General features: G+C 57.1%; 15 protein-coding genes. 4 read left to right on the plus strand and 11 right to left on the minus strand.

The window, feature by feature from the left end:
• Nucleotides 1-47: 47 nt before the first annotated feature.
• Nucleotides 48-1,241, minus strand: a complete 1,194-nt coding sequence (gene lplT / locus ACMGGQ_RS16665; protein WP_111967511.1) for a lysophospholipid transporter LplT — start codon at nt 1,239-1,241, stop codon at nt 48-50.
• Entirely contained in the window at nt 1,234-3,393 is a 2,160-nt protein-coding gene (gene aas, locus ACMGGQ_RS16670) for a bifunctional acyl-ACP--phospholipid O-acyltransferase/long-chain-fatty-acid--ACP ligase (protein ID WP_111967510.1), read from the minus strand. Before aas ends, lplT begins: the two co-directional genes overlap by 8 nt.
• A 425-nt stretch (nt 3,394-3,818) precedes the next feature.
• Between aas and galR the strand changes: the two genes are divergently transcribed.
• Nucleotides 3,819-4,835, plus strand: a complete 1,017-nt coding sequence (gene galR, locus ACMGGQ_RS16675; RefSeq protein WP_021242019.1) for an HTH-type transcriptional regulator GalR — start codon at nt 3,819-3,821, stop codon at nt 4,833-4,835.
• Here galR and ACMGGQ_RS16680 read toward each other — a convergent pair.
• The gene (locus ACMGGQ_RS16680) at nt 4,796-5,281 is read right to left on the minus strand and encodes a GNAT family N-acetyltransferase (RefSeq protein WP_045909893.1); all 486 of its coding nucleotides are present in this window, start codon (nt 5,279-5,281) and stop codon (nt 4,796-4,798) included. The two genes, galR and ACMGGQ_RS16680, sit on opposite strands and share 40 nt — an antisense overlap.
• 220 nt (nt 5,282-5,501) lie before the next feature.
• Between ACMGGQ_RS16680 and ACMGGQ_RS16685 the strand changes: the two genes are divergently transcribed.
• Complete coding sequence (locus tag ACMGGQ_RS16685; protein WP_111967509.1) at nt 5,502-6,539, plus strand: LacI family DNA-binding transcriptional regulator; 1,038 nt, start codon at nt 5,502-5,504, stop codon at nt 6,537-6,539.
• On the opposite strand, the gene lysA is transcribed toward ACMGGQ_RS16685, so the two are convergent.
• A complete protein-coding gene (gene lysA, locus ACMGGQ_RS16690; RefSeq protein ID WP_048224715.1) occupies nt 6,509-7,771 on the minus strand; it encodes a diaminopimelate decarboxylase in 1,263 nt (420 codons plus the stop codon). The genes ACMGGQ_RS16685 and lysA overlap by 31 nt on opposite strands.
• Nucleotides 7,772-7,892: 121 nt before the next feature.
• Here lysA and ACMGGQ_RS16695 point away from each other — a divergent pair, with 121 nt between their 5' ends.
• Entirely contained in the window at nt 7,893-8,825 is a 933-nt protein-coding gene (locus ACMGGQ_RS16695) for a LysR family transcriptional regulator (RefSeq protein WP_069720001.1), read from the plus strand.
• Nucleotides 8,826-8,844: 19 nt separating this feature from the next.
• Here the strand turns inward: ACMGGQ_RS16695 and ACMGGQ_RS16700 are convergent, their stop codons facing one another.
• Complete coding sequence (locus tag ACMGGQ_RS16700; RefSeq protein WP_045909897.1) at nt 8,845-9,393, minus strand: flavodoxin family protein; 549 nt, start codon at nt 9,391-9,393, stop codon at nt 8,845-8,847.
• A 190-nt stretch (nt 9,394-9,583) separates the two neighbouring features.
• Here ACMGGQ_RS16700 and ACMGGQ_RS16705 point away from each other — a divergent pair, with 190 nt between their 5' ends.
• Entirely contained in the window at nt 9,584-9,976 is a 393-nt protein-coding gene (locus ACMGGQ_RS16705) for a winged helix-turn-helix transcriptional regulator (RefSeq protein WP_074180413.1), read from the plus strand.
• Nucleotides 9,977-9,990: 14 nt separating this feature from the next.
• Here the strand turns inward: ACMGGQ_RS16705 and ACMGGQ_RS16710 are convergent, their stop codons facing one another.
• From ACMGGQ_RS16710 to ACMGGQ_RS16735, 6 genes are all read right to left on the minus strand, one after another.
• Nucleotides 9,991-10,683, minus strand: a complete 693-nt coding sequence (locus tag ACMGGQ_RS16710; RefSeq protein ID WP_045909899.1) for an aspartate/glutamate racemase — start codon at nt 10,681-10,683, stop codon at nt 9,991-9,993.
• 133 nt (nt 10,684-10,816) lie between these two features.
• Complete coding sequence (locus ACMGGQ_RS16715; protein WP_045909900.1) at nt 10,817-12,232, minus strand: sugar porter family MFS transporter; 1,416 nt, start codon at nt 12,230-12,232, stop codon at nt 10,817-10,819.
• A 313-nt stretch (nt 12,233-12,545) separates the two neighbouring features.
• Complete coding sequence (kduD, locus tag ACMGGQ_RS16720) at nt 12,546-13,307, minus strand: 2-dehydro-3-deoxy-D-gluconate 5-dehydrogenase KduD (protein WP_048224726.1); 762 nt, start codon at nt 13,305-13,307, stop codon at nt 12,546-12,548.
• Between the two features lie 63 nt (nt 13,308-13,370).
• On the minus strand, nt 13,371-14,207 hold the full coding sequence (kduI, locus tag ACMGGQ_RS16725; protein WP_045909902.1) for a 5-dehydro-4-deoxy-D-glucuronate isomerase: 837 nt from the start codon (nt 14,205-14,207) through the stop codon (nt 13,371-13,373).
• 235 nt (nt 14,208-14,442) lie between these two features.
• Nucleotides 14,443-15,621 (minus strand): acetyl-CoA C-acetyltransferase, encoded by a 1,179-nt coding sequence (locus tag ACMGGQ_RS16730; protein WP_045415627.1) that lies wholly within the window; start codon nt 15,619-15,621, stop codon nt 14,443-14,445.
• 93 nt (nt 15,622-15,714) lie between these two features.
• Nucleotides 15,715-16,581 (minus strand): LysR family transcriptional regulator, encoded by an 867-nt coding sequence (locus ACMGGQ_RS16735; RefSeq protein ID WP_420290300.1) that lies wholly within the window; start codon nt 16,579-16,581, stop codon nt 15,715-15,717.
• Nucleotides 16,582-16,595: the final 14 nt, after the last annotated feature.

Raw genomic sequence — 16,595 nt, forward strand, 5'->3', positions numbered from 1 at the left:
TGCTCAAACCCAGGCCGGGTAAGGCGAAGCCGCCACCCGGCCAGATATCAACGGCGACGTTGCCACATCCACAAACCCGCAATCGCAATCGCAAACAGCCCGCCAAACCCGACGCCAATCCCGACCACCGGCACACCCACTTTTACCGCCAGCGAGTAAAGCCCCAGCATTAACAGCATCGCCAGGTTTTCACCCAGGTTTTGTACCGCAATGGCATTGCCTGCCCCGACGGTCTGCTTGCCCCGCTCCTGCAGTAACGCATTCAGCGGCACCACGAAGAAGCCCCCCAGAATACCAATCAGGATGAGGAGGGCATACGCGGGCAACAACGCATGCTGCAGCGAGAAGATAAGCACCACGACGCCAATCAGGATCCCTGCGGGCATGCAGCGTGCGACCGTCTCCAGCGTGACCAGCTTCGCCGCCGCGCCCGCCCCAACCACAATGCCGATGGCCACCATCGCATTAAGATAGGTTGGCGTCGCGTTGTCCGTAATGCCCAGCGCCACCGGCACCCACAGAACCAGCAGGAAGCGCAGGGTGACGCCCGCGCCCCAGAACATGCTGGTCCCCATCAGGGAGAAACGCGTTTCACCGTTACGCCACAGCACGCGGCAGGCGGTAAAGAAACTGCCGGTCATCGGTTTAAATCGCCAGGATTGACCCGGGCGAGCCGCAGGCAGCTTCGGAATAAACAGGTTCGCCACGACAGCCCCGCCATACACCACTGCACACACGCCCAGTGCCGCCAGCACATGCCAGTCGGCCAGCACGCCGCCCGCAACGGAGCCAATCAGGATAGCGGCAATGGTAGATGACTCCATCAGACCATTGGCTTTCACCAGCTTATCCCCGGTGGTCAGCTCGCCGAGAATGCCGTACTTCGCCGGGGAGTAGGCAGCGGCGCCAATGCCCACCAGCGTGTAGCCAATAAACGGATTGAAGCCAAAGCAAATGCTGGCCGCCCCCAGCAGCTTGAGGCCGTTGGCAAACATCATCACCCGGCCTTTCGGGAAGCTGTCCGCCACCTGCCCCACAAACGGAGCAAAAATAATGTAAGCGCCCACAAACACCATCTGCAGGATCGGCTGACTCCAGTCGGGGTAAAACTCGGCTTTCAGCAGCGCCAGCGTGGCAAACAGCAGCGCGTTATCACCGAACGCAGAAAGAAACTGCGCGGCGATTACGGCCATCATGCCTTTCGACCTGAGGGATGTGTTAGTGTGTACTGACTCACGCATTTTGCTGTTCCGCCTCTTCAACCATGCCTTTCAGGGTCACGAAATCGGGTTTTCCGCTGCCCAGCACCGGGAGCTGTTTCAGGTAGCGAATATCGCGCGGCACGGCCAGTTCAGGAATACCGTGTTCACGCGCATAGCTCAGTAACCTGTCGCGCTTCAGCTCACCGTCGGTCGTAAACAGCACCAGCGCCTCGCCTTTGCTGGCATCGCTCTTCACCACCGTCGCATGCATCTTATCCGCGGACACGGCCGTCGCCAGTTGCTCCACCATTTCCAGAGAGACCATTTCACCGGCGATTTTGGCGAAGCGTTTCGCGCGTCCCTGAATCTGTACAAAGCCCTGCTCATCGAAACGGACGATATCGCCGGTGTCGTACCAGCCGGTTTCAATCTCGCCGTTGACGTTTTCCGCCGTAGGCGCTTCCAGCACGCCCGGATTTTCCACGCGCAGATACCCGTTCATCACGTTTGGCCCTTTCAGCTGCAGGCGGCCACCGTCCTCAATGCCCGGCACCGCCAGCAGACGCGCGTCCATCCCCGGCAGAATTCGGCCAACCGTGCCCGGTTTCGCCGCCATCGGCACGTTAATCGAGACCACGGGCGCACACTCGGTAACGCCATAGCCTTCGAGAATGCGCAGGCCAAACTTGTCCTGCCAGATCTGGCGCGTGCTCTCCTGCAGTTTTTCCGCGCCAGCCACCACATACCGCACGCGATAAAAATCATACGGATTGGCGAAGCGCGCATAGTTCCCCAGGAAGGTTGAGGTCCCGAACAGAACGGTACAGTTACGGTCATACACCAGCTCCGGCACAATGCGGTAATGCAGCGGGCTCGGGTAGAGGAACACTTCTGCGCCGGTCAGGAGCGGCGTGAACAGCCCCACCGTCAGGCCAAAAGAGTGGAACAGCGGCAGCGCCGACATAAAGCGGTCGTTCGCGGTAAAGTCGGCGATGCTTTTAATCTGCTCAACGTTCGCCAGAATGCTCTTGTGGCTGTGGACGACGCCTTTCGGGTTGCCCTCCGAGCCTGACGTGAAGAGGATAATGGCGTCATCTTCCGGCTGCTGTTTGACCTGCGCCAGACGCGGCACCAGCAGATGCGCAAAAATCCACAGCTTGTCGCCGGTGGTCACGTCCGCTTTCAGATCCTCCAGGAAGACCCAGCGCACCTGGGTGAGCTGCTCGGGAAGGTGCCAGAGTTTGCCTTTGTCCAGAAACTGACGGGAGGTAAAGACGGTATTAATCTGAGCGGCAGTAATGGCGCTGGTCAGCCCCTTCACGCCCGCCGTGTAGTTCATCATCGCCGGGATCCGGCCCCGGGAAACCGCGCCGAAAATCACCGCCGCGCTGATGCCCGCGTTAGGCAGCATCAGGCCAATCTTTTCGCCCTTTTTGCTGTACTTCTCCAGAATACGGCCCACAAACAGGGTCTTGGTCAGCAGTTTGCGATAGGTATCCGGGGTAAAGTTGATGTCTTCGATACAGTTTTTCTTCGCGCCATAGCGGTACTGCGCGGAAAGCAGGGATTCGTACAGCGTTTCGCGCGGGCGCACGGCCATACGCGCTTCCATCATAATCTGATGCAGCATTTCCCCGGCGATTTTACGGCGATCGCGGGCACGCGGCGCGTCGGGCATCGGTAACGACGTTGGCGGCAGGATATGCAGCGTGATTTTGGGGAACAGACGCTGCTTCACCAGCCCCTTGAGACGGCTGAAATGGGTCAGCTCCGCGCCTTCAATACGCAGCGGCACCACGGTCGCTTTTGACTTCGCCGCGACAAACCCCGCACCGTCGTAGATTTTCATCAACGAACCGGTCACGGAGATACGCCCTTCCGGAAAAATGACCACCGGGCGCCCCTGCTCGACCAGGCGTACCAGATGTTTAATCATCATCGGTTTTGTCGGGTCGAGCGGGACAAAATCAATCAACGGCGTGAGCCAGCGCATGTACCACTGCTGGCTGATGGAGGTATACACCGCAAACACCGGGCGCACGGGCAAAAACAGCGCCAGCAGGATGCCGTCTATAAAGGAAACATGGTTTGGTGTGATGAGAACGCGTTCGCCGCGAAGCGCCCGGGCATCGCCGGTGATGCGGATGCGAAACAGAATACGGAAAAGCGTACGGAAGAACCCAAATAGCATCTCAACTCCCTTTGCCAGCCAGTGTGGAGGGTCGATAGTAAATGGTGGCAGATTACACGAGAAGTGTTAAGGGAGCGACAGCAAAAGTGGAGGCGAAAAAAAACCTGCGCATCCGCGCAGGTTGGTGCAAGAGATGAGTACGAAACCGTACTAAGAATTCTCACCAATCAATACCTCTGGGATCTCAACTGTATCAACCTCTTTAACACCCTTGCTATCGGACAATCGCAACAGCCTGAGGCAAAGTGTAACTAAAGGTTCAGATTCACATTCTTCAGACATGACTGGGCGTGTAACGATTACACCGCCAGGGGTGTGCTGCGTCACGTTTGTGGAGCGCGAAAATCCGCTCCCCTTGAATGCACGGCGCTTTTCCGCAACACTATTTGGTGTGTAAACGCTTACCCCCAATAAGAAGGTAATGAATGGCGACAATAAAGGATGTGGCCCGTCTGGCAGGCGTGTCGGTGGCAACCGTCTCGCGCGTAATTAATGATTCACCAAAAGCCAGTGACGCATCACGTCAGGCGGTACAAAGCGCCATGGAATCCCTGAATTATCATCCCAATGCCAATGCCCGCGCGCTCGCCCAGCAGTCGACAGAAACCATCGGGCTGGTGGTGGGCGATGTTTCCGATCCCTTTTTCGGCGCCATGGTGAAAGCGGTTGAACAGGTTTCTTATCAGACAGGCAATTTTTTGCTGATCGGCAATGGCTATCATAACGAACAAAAGGAACGCCAGGCCATTGAGCAGCTGATCCGTCACCGCTGCGCGGCGCTGGTGGTTCATGCCAAAATGATCCCGGATGCCGAACTGATTCATCTGATGAAGCAGATGCCGGGCATGGTGATTATCAACCGTATCATTCCCGGTTTTGAGAAACGCTGTGTGGCGCTCGACGACCGCTACGGTGCCTGGCTTGCCACGCGGCACCTGATTCAGCAGGGCCATACCCGAATTGGCTATCTCTGTTCCAATCACCCGATTTCCGATGCGGAGGATCGCCTGCAGGGCTACTACGACGCCCTGCGTGAAAACGGGCTGCCGTGTAATGACCGTCTGGTGGCCTACGGCGAACCGGATGAGAGCGGCGGTGAACAGGCCATGACCGAGCTGCTGGGTCGCGGACGGAATTTCACGGCGGTTGCCAGCTATAACGACTCCATGGCCGCAGGAGCGATGGGGGTGTTGAATGACAACGGGATTGAGGTACCGGCCGAAATTTCACTGATTGGCTTCGACGACGTGCTGGTCTCCCGCTACGTTCGCCCGCGGCTGACTACCGTGCGCTACCCTATCATCACCATGGCAACGCAGGCCGCCGAGCTGGCACTCGCGCTGGCTGAACAGCGTCAGCCGCCGGAAATAACGCATCTGTTTAGCCCGACGCTGGTCCGTCGTCACTCCGTTGCGTCACCTGCAGAAGCGCAGAGCGAATAACGGTAGAGGTGAACCCGCGTGTTGGGGTATTCCAGCCCATCACCGATATACTGCCAGCCGTAACGTTCGTAGAAGTCGCGGCAGGCAGACCAGAGATGGAGCTCCTCATACCCGAACTGCGCGGCGTAAGCGATAACATGCCGCTGAAGTTCTCCCGCCAGCCCCTTGCCTCGCGCCGCGTCGTCAACGTACAGCGCCGCCAGCCACGGACAGAGATCCTGTCGGGTGATCAAATCGCAGCGCCAGAGCCCCACCGTACCAAGAAGCTTTTCGTCCTCAACGGCAATAAACGTCAACGGTAATGCCCCCGGCGTCTGGCTGTGCTCAACAATACTGTGGAAAAATTCCCGGGGAAGCCCTTCGCCAAAGGCCTGCCAGATCCAGTCGGTAACCTGCTCAGCATACTGCGGTGCATCGTAGAGCGGGAGGATAACTGTCTTTTTCACGTTTCACCTGCGTATTCTCATTAATGGGCTGGCCTGACGTCTCCAGCTCGATTGGCGATTATTTTACCAGAGTCAGACTATTTAGTTTGACTTCAGGCAGGCCTGACGAATCGTTACCAAAAAGCGTGATCGTGGCGGAATTTTTGCGCTTCCCGCATCGCTTATACGGCGTAAGCTCTGTGTTAAACTGCAGATCATTACGTGGAAGCAGGAATGTAGAATGGCAACAATGCTGGATGTCTCACTGCGCGCGGGCGTGTCGAAGGCCACGGTATCGCGCGTGCTGAACGGCACGGGTCAGGTTAAAGAGAGTACGCGTCAGCAGGTGTTTGCTGCGATGGAAGAGCTGGGCTATCGGCCGAACTTTCTCGCACGCTCGCTGGCTAACCAGACCAGCAACAGCATTGGTCTGGTCGTCTCGACCTTCGACGGCTTTTACTTTGGCCGCCTTCTCCAGCAGGCGTCGCGGCAGACTGAAACCCACGGGAAACAGCTGATCGTCACCGACGGTCACGACGCACCGGAACAGGAAGAACAGGCGGTGCAGATGCTGGCCGATCGCCAGTGCGATGCCATCGTGCTTTATACGCGCTATATGAGCGAAAAAGCGATCATCAAACTGATGAACACCGTAAAAACACCGCTGGTGGTCATTAACCGTGAAGTGAGCCAGGCACCGGATCGCTGCGTGTTCTTCGAACAGCAGGATGCCGCATTTAAGGCTGTGGATTATCTGATCGAACAGGGGCATCGGGAGATCGCCTGTATCACCGTCCCGATCCATACCCCAACCGGGAAAGCGAGGCTGATGGGCTATCGCAAGGCGCTGGAAAAGCACGGCATCCGTCTGGACGAGCGTCGGATTAAGTACGGCGATGCGGGAATGACCGGGGGATATGAGCTGTGCAAGGAATTGATTGCCGACGGTGTATCGTTTAGCGCCCTGTTTGCCTGTAACGACGACATGGCGCTGGGCGCGTCCAAAGCGTTGCACCAAGCGGGGCTTAAAATCCCGCAGGATATTTCACTGTTCGGCTTTGACGATGCCCCAAGCGCGAAATGGCTGGAGCCTGCGCTCTCATCGGTTTATCTGCCCATCGACAATATGATTGTCACCGCCATCGATCAGGCGATCCGGCTGGCAAGAAACCAGCCGGTCGATGCCATCCCGCCGTTTACCGGCACGCTGGTATTACGCGATTCGGTCACCACCGGGCCCTACTTTACTCAGATGAGTTCTAAAGCCAGCAGTTCCTGAATGGTCTGGCGACGGCGGATCAGCCGCGCCTTGCCGTTATCAAACAGCACTTCCGGCAGCAGCGGGCGGCTATTGTAGTTAGAGGACATTGACGCCCCGTACGCGCCGGTGTCGTGCAGCACAAGATAATCCCCCGGCTTGACCTCTGGCAGCGCGCGGGTCTCCACTTTGCCGCCTTCCTGCTGGGTAAACACGTCACCCGATTCGCACAGCGGCCCCGCAACGACCGTCTCAACGCGCGGCGCCTGCGTTAAATCGCGGCCGTCGGCAGCCAGGGCGGTAATGTGGTGATAGCTGCCGTACATGGACGGACGCATCAGGTCGTTAAAGCCCGCGTCAATCAGTACGAAGTGGCGAGACCCCATCTCCTTCACGCTGCGCACCTGCGAAACCAGCACACCGGCTTCTGCCACCAGGAAACGGCCCGGCTCAATTTCCAGTTTTACCGCGTGGCCAAGATGCGCGGCGATTTGATCGCGCGCGGCGCTCCACAGACCGTAATAGTGATCGGTATCGATCGCCTCTTCCCCTTCGCGATAAGGAATGGAGAGACCGCCGCCCGCAGAGATCGCCTCCAGATCCTGACCGAAGTCGACAACCTGACGCACCATCGCGCCGCACACCTGCTCCAGGTGGCCGTAATCCACCCCTGATCCAATGTGCATATGAATCCCCACCAACTTCAGGCTGTAGCGTTGTAATACCTCCAGCGCGGCAGGCATATCGGCATACCAGATCCCGTGCTTGCTGTTTTCGCCGCCGGTATTGGTTTTTTGGCTGTGGCCATGACCAAAGCCCGGGTTCACGCGCAGCCAGACGCGATGGCCGGGAGAAACCTGACCCAGCTGCTCCAGCATATCCACAGAACCGGCATTCACCGGGATCTGCAGCTCGTGAACGCGCTCAAGCGTCGCATCGTCGATCACATCGGCGGTAAAGACGATCGCGTCGCTGTCAGCTTTCGGATCGTATCCGGCCGCCAGCGCACGCTCGATTTCGCCGAGTGACACGGAGTCCACCTTCACGCCCTGCTCGCGCATCAGGCGCAGAATATGAATATTGGAGCAGGCCTTCTGGGCAAAACGCACCACGTCGAACTGATGCAGGGCGGCGATCTTCTCGCGGACGATCTGCGCGTCGTAGACCCACACCGGGCAGCCAAACTCGGCAGGCAGGCGCAGCAGGTTGTCGGCGTTCAAATCGGTATCAGTCTGGTTCAGCGGGCGTGGCATGGTTTTCTCCGGATAAATGCGTTTTGATGATTACGCCACACCGCAAAGAGAATAAAAAATATCGTTTTATCGCGAGTCTATGCAAAAATGATATGGACAGTTCTCTGCTTTCAGGTGCCCTATGCCCGCCGTCAATTTACGCCATATCGAGATTTTCCACGCCGTGATGACCACCGGTAATCTCACCGAAGCCGCACAGATGCTGCATACCTCGCAGCCGACGGTAAGCCGCGAGCTGGCCCGCTTCGAGAAAGTGCTGGGGCTGAAGCTGTTCGAACGCACGCGGGGCAGGCTTCACCCGACGGTACAGGGGTTACGTCTGTTTGAGGAAGTCCAGCGCTCCTGGTACGGGCTGGACAGAATAGTGAGTGCCGCGGAAAGCCTGCGCGAGTTTCGCCAGGGCGAGCTGTCGATTGTCTGCCTGCCCGTCTTCTCGCAATCCTTTTTGCCGATGCTGCTCCAGCCCTTTCTGGCCCGCTATCCGGAGGTCAGCCTCACCATCGTGCCGCAGGAGTCTCCCCTGCTTGAAGAGTGGCTTTCGGCTCAGCGCCATGATTTAGGGATAACCGAGACCCTCTCCTCCCCAGCGGGCACGGCGCGCACGGAATTGCTCTCATTAGATGAAGTGTGCGTTCTGCCCGCCGGACATCGGCTTGCCGGTAAGGCGGTGCTCACGCCGGAAGATTTCCATGGGGAAAACTACATTAGCCTGTCGCAGACCGACAGTTATCGACAGCTGCTGGATACCCTGTTTGCCGAGCATCAGGTAAAACGGCGAATGGTGGTAGAAACGCACAGCGCGGCCTCGATTTGTGCGATGGTGCGCGCAGGCGTCGGCGTCGCGGTGGTGAATCCGCTTACGGCGCTGGACTATGCGGAAAGTGGAATTGTTGTGCGTCGGTTTAGCGTCTCGGTTCCTTTTACCGTGAGCCTAATCCGCCCATTGCATCGCCCGGCGTCGGCGCTGGTGGAGGCGTTCAGTGAGCATCTGCAAGGAGGGCTAAGTATGTTGACCGACCGGCTGAATAAGATGTTGAATCAGACGCCCCACTAAACAGCGGGCGCCTGAACACTCAGTTAAAACGTTTCGCAATAGCCGCTACACGCTCGCCGAATTTCACCGCGGTTTGCAGATCGCCGCTGGCAATGGCGCCAGCATCGGCATCTGAAGGAGACTGCACCAATAAACCAACAGAACCGCCCAGATTATTAATGTCCTGACGGGTAGCGGCAAGCGTATTTGACGGCGGTAGCCCCAGGCTCACCCAAATCCCACCGTGTTGAGAGGCCAGCGTTTGCAGGTATTGTAACGACACCTGCTTATCACCGTTCAGGCTGGCGCTGTTGCTGAAGCCCGCGAACACTTTGTCCTGCCAGCTACGCACGAACCAGGCTTTAGAGGTCGCATCAGCGAATTTCTTAAACTGCCACGGTACGCTTCCCATGTAGGTTGGCGCGCCAAAAATAATCGCTTTAGCATCGTTGAGTTTTTGCCAGTCGCTTTCCTGAATATCGCCATTGCTGTCAATGGCGATCAGCTCAGCCTGCGCGCCCTCGGCGACTGTTTCTGCAACGCGTTTAGTATGACCGTAGCCAGAATAATAGATAACTACAACGCTCATGATTTATCTCCTGATGCAATATTGCCTTGTGAGTCAAACGATTAAGACGATTTTAAAATTGCTCTGCGAGCCCGTTGCCATTTTCGGTTCCCTGGTATCAAATAGAAACCTTACGTCGTTTTATACACGCAAATATTCACGGGCGTAAGAAGGCACTTTTATCTCACCTGGTTACCTCGAGGGAACCACCATGACCCCTACAGCAGTATTGAAAAAGGAGATGCCTCCTTACAACGTGTTCGATGAGCGCTGCCCGACACGCGGCGTGCTGACGCGTATCGCCGATAAGTGGGCACTGTTAATCCTTGCGCGCCTTGAGAATGGACCGATGCGCTTTAATCATCTTCAACGCGATATTCAGCGAATCACCAAAAAGGTGCTGACCCAGTCTTTACGCAAGCTGGAACGAGATGGGCTGGTGTCGCGAAAGATATTCGCCACGGTACCTGTCACAGTCGAGTACAGCCTGACACCGCTTGGCCAGACGTTAACTGAAACGGTGACGGTGCTGGCGCACTGGGTGGAAAATAATATTGATGCTATTGTGGCGGCACAATCCGCTTATGACGCCGCCAACACGTAACCAGAACCGGACGCTCAGGACAACATAAACGCCACGGCATCCGCAGCATGGATAGCGGTGGTATCAAATACCGGGAGAGGGCTTCGCTCAACGGGTACCAGTAAACCGATCTCCGTGCAGCCAAAGATCACCCCTTCGGCCCCCTGCTGCGCGAGTTTCTCGATGACGCTGACATAGAAGGCGCGGGAGGTTTCACTGAAGGTTCCAAGGCAGAGCTCGTCAAAGATAATCTGATTGATGCGCGCCCGGTCTTCTTCTTCCGGGATCAGACTTTCGATCCCAAACTCGCTGTGTAAGCGCCCGCGGTAGAAATCCTGCTCCATGGTGTAGCGTGTGCCCAGCAGCGCTACGCGGCGCATCCCGGATGCCGCAATTGCACGCCCGGTCGCGTCAGCGATATGCAGGAACGGCAGCGAGCAGCGGTTCTCAATATGCGACGCCACCTTGTGCATGGTATTGGTACACAGCACTACCCCCTCGGCGCCGGCCCGCTCAAGCCCGAGCGCCGCCTGGGCCAGGATCTCCCCGGCTTTATCCCACTCGCCGCTCGACTGGCAGGCTTCGATTTCATGGAAATCCACGCTGTGCAGGAGCAGGCTTGCGGAGTGCAGACCACCCAGACGCTGCTTCACCCCTTCGTTAATCAGGCGATAATAAGGGATTGTCGATTCCCAGCTCATTCCACCTAACAGGCCGATCGTTTTCATCATCCCTCCTTTTCGTTGATTTCTTCTTTTAACATAACCGATGCCAATAAAAAAAGGCGCTCTGTTCAGCGCCTTGTTAAACCAATATCGGTTATCGCCTGCATACGCTGGAATACGTAGACAGGCAATACGATCACACGCCGATGTTCCGCAGCTTCTCCCCGGCCATCAGCTTGCGCTCGATGTGTTCCAGCGTCACGCCTTTAGTCTCCGGGATCAGCCAGAACGTGATACCAATAAACGCCACGTTCAGCACCGTATAGAGCCAGAACGTTCCCGCTGCGCCAATCGCGTCCAGCAGCGTCAGGAAAGTCGCACCGATGATCATGTTCGATACCCAGTTGGTGGTCGTGGAGCAGGTGATGCCAAAGTCACGGCATTTAAGCGGCTGGATTTCGGAGCACAGGATCCACACTACGGGCGCGGCGCTCATCGCGTAGCCTGCGATACACATCATGGTCATCCCGACAGAAAGCCAGGAAAGTCCGCTGGAGGCCGTGCCGTTATCAAACTGCATCAGGCAGTAGCCGAGGATCAGCGTGCCGAGCGCCATCACGCTGAAGCCAATTTTGAGCGCCGGTTTGCGGCCCGCCTTGTCCACGGTGAATACGGCAATAAAGGTGGCGAACATGAAGGTCAGCCCGACCACCAGGGTGGCGATCATCTGCTGTTCCGTGGTGGTGAACCCGGCCATTTTGAATATGCGCGGCGCGTAGTACATGATGATGTTCATGCCGGTGAACTGCTGCATCGCCTGCAGCAGCATGCCGAGGAAGACCGCCCGGCGCACGTTGCGGTTGATTTTAAACAGCGCCCAGCCCCCCTGCTTGAGCTTCAGGCTTTCGCGGATCTCGTTCAGCTCTTCGCGGGCTTTTTCGGAGGTATCGCGCAGCATGCGCAGCACCTCTTCTGCCTCCACGTGGCGCCCTTTTTGCGCCAGCCAGCGCGGGCTGTTCGGCAGGAAAATCACTAAGACAATCAGCACCACCGCTGGCAGCGCCAGCACGCCAAGCATTGCGCGCCAGTTGCCGCTGTAGCTGAAGTACGTGTCAGACAGGAACGCCAGCACAATACCCAGCGTGACCATCAGCTGATACATGCTGATCATCTTCCCGCGCACGTTCTCACTCGCCATTTCGGAGAGATAAAGCGGTGCCGTATAGGAGGCAATCCCCACCGCCACGCCCAGCAGTACGCGGGAAAGCAGCAGAACCTCAACGTTTGCGGCAAACGCGGAGCCAATGGAGCCGGCGACAAACAGAATCGCCCCGGCCATCAGGCTGTATTTGCGCCCCAGACGAAACGAGAGCCAGCCGTTGAACAGCGCGCCGATGGCCGCGCCCAGCATCATGCTGCTCACCACCCACTCCTGCAGGCGGCTGCTCAGGGTAAAGTGATCGGTAATAAACGGTAATGCACCGGCAATGACGCCAATATCCAGTCCAAATAACAGGCCCGCCACGGCAGCGGCAATGGAGACAAACTGGTTCATGCGCCGGGTATCGCGCAGCGCAGCGGGCATTAGGGTAGAGTCATTTATAGATGTCATATTTTTCCTGCCTCAACAGCAAAATTCGTTAAATGAAATTACGAGATAGTGAAGAAAAGTGTCAGGCGGGAATTCGTGAAGATATGGATTATTTCGCTATGGCATCACGATCTGTGATGGACATTACAATTTCAACTAATGCTGAAATCGCACTGTTTTTTATTAATTACCTAATATTTAAACAATAAAACTGTGAAGCTCGTCATTTATGAATTTTCAGTATGGATTTTTCATCTTATGTCATATGGATAATGGCAATTTTTAGCCAAAAAAAACCTCCACCCGAGGGCAGAGGTTCGTCATGCAGGTGGAATTAACGTGCCAGCCAGCCGCCATCGACCGCCACGGTGTAGCCGTTGATATAGTCCGATGCCGACGAGGCCAGAAAGACCACCGGCCCCATCAGATCGCGCGGAAGCCCCCAGCGCCCCGCCGGAATGCGGTCGAGGATTTCCGCGCTGCGCTGCTCGTCTGCACGCAGCTGCTGGGTGTTGTTGGTCGCCATGTAACCCGGCGCAATGGCATTAACATTAATATTATGCTTCGCCCATTCGTTCGCCAGCAGGCGGGTCACGCCCATCACGGCGCTTTTAGACGCGGTGTAAGACGGCACGCGTATACCGCCCTGGAACGAGAGCATGGAGGCAATATTCACGATCTTGCCGCCGTTCCCCTGGGCGATAAAGTGCTTTGCCGCCGCCTGGGACATGAAAAATACGCTCTTGATGTTCAAATCCATCACGTCATCCCAGTCGCGTTCACTGAAGTTGATCGCATCTTCACGGCGAATCAGCCCGGCGTTGTTGACCAGAATGTCGATATGGCCGAATTCCGCCACCGCGCGATCCAGCAGTTCAGGAATGGCATCGATTTTACGCAGGTCGGCGGTCAGGCTCAGGAAACGGCGACCCAGCGCCGTCACGCGTTCGATGGTTTCCGTCGGTTCAACGATATTAATCCCGACGATATCGCAGCCCGCTTCCGCCAGGCCTAACGCCATCCCCTGACCCAGCCCGGTATCACATCCGGAAACCACCGCCACTTTCCCCTGCAGAGAGAATGCATCCAGAATCATGTTTATTCCTTACTCTTTCAGAGCCTGTCACTCACAGGCAGGTTTATGCTTCACTGCCCGCGACTAGCGCAGATCGCTGACCGCAACATGGTCCATATCATCAAAGACCTGGTTTTCGCCCACCATTCCCCAGATAAAGGTGTAGGCTTTTGTCCCAACGCCGGAGTGAATAGACCAGCTCGGCGAAATCACCGCCTGCTCGTTGTGCATCACGATATGGCGCGTTTCCTGCGGCTGTCCCATCATGTGGAACACGCAGGCGTCCTCATCCATGTTGAAGTAGAAGTAGACTTCCATGCGGCGCTCGTGGGTATGGCACGGCATGGTGTTCCACAGGTTCCCTGGCGCAAGCTCGGTCAACCCCATGCTGAGCTGACAGGTCTCCAGCACGTCCGGCACGAAGTATTTATTGATGGTACGGCGGTTGCTGGTGAGGTTGTCGCCCAGCGTCACGGGCGCGACGTCTGCCGTGGTCACTTTTTTGGTTGGACAGGTGGTGTGAGCCGGCGCGCAGTTGTAGTAAAACTTCGCAGGCTTGCTGGCGTCGATGCTGGCAAAGACCACGTCTTTCGCCCCTTTACCTACGTACAGTGCCTCGCGATGGCCAATCTCATAGCACTGTCCGTCTACGGTGATGGTGCCCGGCCCACCGATATTGATCACCCCCAGCTCGCGACGCTCGAGGAAATAATTCACGCCCAGCTGTTTACCGACCTCGCCGCCCACGGAGACGGTTTTCGTGACGGGCATAATGCCGCCCACAATAATGCGGTCGATATGGCTGTAAACCATGGTGTACCTGTCGGCCTCGAATATCTGCTCGACTAAAAATGCCTTGCGCAGCCCCTGAGTATCCAGCGTTTTGGCGTGCGCGCTGTGGATGCTTTCTCTGACGTCCACGGTAACCTCCAGATGTGGTCATGCCCGAAGGCGGGAAGTAAAACGAAACAGCGTTCCGTTTTTCATAATAAGCACATACTATCGGCATAAAGTGAGCTTTTCAATTACATTTAAAACAACGTTTCATTTTTTATTTTTGTTTATAACGGAAATGATGTTCGGATCACAATTAAACCGACGGGAGAAAAAGGGCACAAAAAAACCTCCCGGAGGAGGTCTTTTCAATGAGGAAAGGTTAGCGTTCGATGGCCAGCGCCACCCCTTGCCCGCCGCCGATACAGAGCGTGGCAATCCCTTTGCGGGCATTGCGCTTTTTCATTTCGTGGACCAGCGAAACCAGGATCCGGCAGCCGGACGCCCCGATCGGGTGCCCCAGCGCGATCGCCCCACCGTTCACGTTAACCCGAAGCGGATCCCACTCCAGCATTTTTCCGACGGAGATCGCCTGTGCGGCATAGGCTTCGTTCACTTCAATCAGATCCACATCAGAAAGCTGCCACCCCGCACGCTCCAGACAGCGACGGGTGGCGTAGACCGGCGCGATCCCCATTAGCGCAGGATCAACCCCCACGCTGGCGAATGCCTTAATGCGGGCCAGCACGGGAAGATCGAGTTCGAGGGCTTTGCTTTCGCTCATCATCATGACGGCGGCTGCGCCGTCGTTAATGGAAGAGGCGTTTCCCGCCGTCACCGAGCCCTGCATTTCAAAAGCAGGATTCAGCCTGGCCAGCCCTTCAGCGCTGGCGTCGGTGCGCGGCTGTTCATCGGTATCCACAACCATCACCTCGCCGTTCTGACGCAGCGCGCTGACCGGGACAATTTCGTCGCGAAAACGACCGGAATCAATCGCCGCACGCGCTTTTTGCTGCGAGCTCAGCGCATAGGCGTCCTGCACCTCACGGCTGATACCGTACTCGCGCGCCAGATTTTCCGCCGTCACACCCATATGATAGTCATTGAAGGCATCCCACAGGCCGTCATGCACCAGGCTGTCGAGCAGCTGACTGTTGCCCAGCTGTGCGCCAGTGCGGCTGTCGGTCAACACGTGCGGCGCGCGGCTCATATTCTCCTGCCCGCCCGCAATGATCACGTCCGCCTCACCACACTGAATGGCCTGCGTCGCGAGATGCAGCGCTTTTAACCCTGAACCACAGACGTCGTTGATGGTGATAGCGGAGACGGTATTGGGCAGCCCGCCCTTCAGCGCCGCCTGACGCGCAGGGTTTTGCCCGGCACCGGCCGTGAGGACCTGTCCCAGAATCACCTCGTCAACTTCATGTGCTGCGATCCCGCTACGTTCCACCAGCGCTTTCACCACCACGCTCCCCAGGTCGACCGCCGAGTGACGCGCAAGCGCTCCCTGAAAACAGCCGATAGCTGTACGCAACGCACCCACTATTACGACATCTTTCATCACGACCTCTGTGTTAAATGACATGACGATAGTAGAGGATTGTTACTGGCAATTATCTTAATTGTTTAAAAATAGTGAGTTTAATCACAAGGATCAGCGTGCATCCTGCAGATACTGCCGCAGCCAGCTTCCGGCAACGCCGGGAGGGGATCGTTTATTCCACAGCAGATCGATGCCGATCGCCCGCGGCCAGCCGGGAACATTGAGCTGTACCAGGGATTTCGCGGCGGCAAACTCATCCACCAGCGCGCACGGCAAGACGCACCAGCCAAACCCCTGTACCGCCATACTCAAGAGTAACAGGTAATTCGGGGCTGACCAGACGGGCCCGCGCGCGATCTCCGCCTCGCGCTCAAGATAGGTGCTCAGCCGTAGCTCTCGCCAGCCGTGCAGCTCGTCACGCTGAACGTCATGTTGTCCGGCGAGCGGATGCGTGGTCGCGACATAGATCGCCATGCGGGTCTGCATCGGCAGCCGGATAGCGCCGATATCCGTAGGATAACCGTCTCGCGCCTCGGTGAGGCCAATCTGCGCTCGCTCCTTTTGCAGCAGATCGATCACGTCCTCCTCCTCGCCAATCAGACATTCGAATTCCGTATGGGGAAAGCGCGCGTCAAACTGTTTCATCATCTCTTCCAGCACGTCCGGGTTGAGGGTATCGGAAAGGACAAACGTCAGACGCGCCTCCGTTTGCGCCGATAGCGACACCGCCAGCTCATCCAGCCGCGTGCTGGCGGCGAGAATAGCCTGCACATAGCCCAACACCTGTTCCCCCTGGGCCGTTAACACCGGCTGGCGTGTCGAGCGGTCAAACAGCTCGAAGCCCAGATCGGCTTCAAGATGGGCAATGGACGTGCTGACCGTCGACTGGCTTTTACGCAGCCGGCGTGCGGCCGCAGAGAAAGAGCCTGCCGCAACGGTCTCGACAAACGCGGTAAGGGCTTCGGGTGAATAGCGCATAACCTATCTACTTT

This window comes from Enterobacter sp. BNK-13, from assembly GCF_048685015.1.
GTDB lineage: Bacteria > Pseudomonadota > Gammaproteobacteria > Enterobacterales > Enterobacteriaceae > Enterobacter > Enterobacter quasiroggenkampii.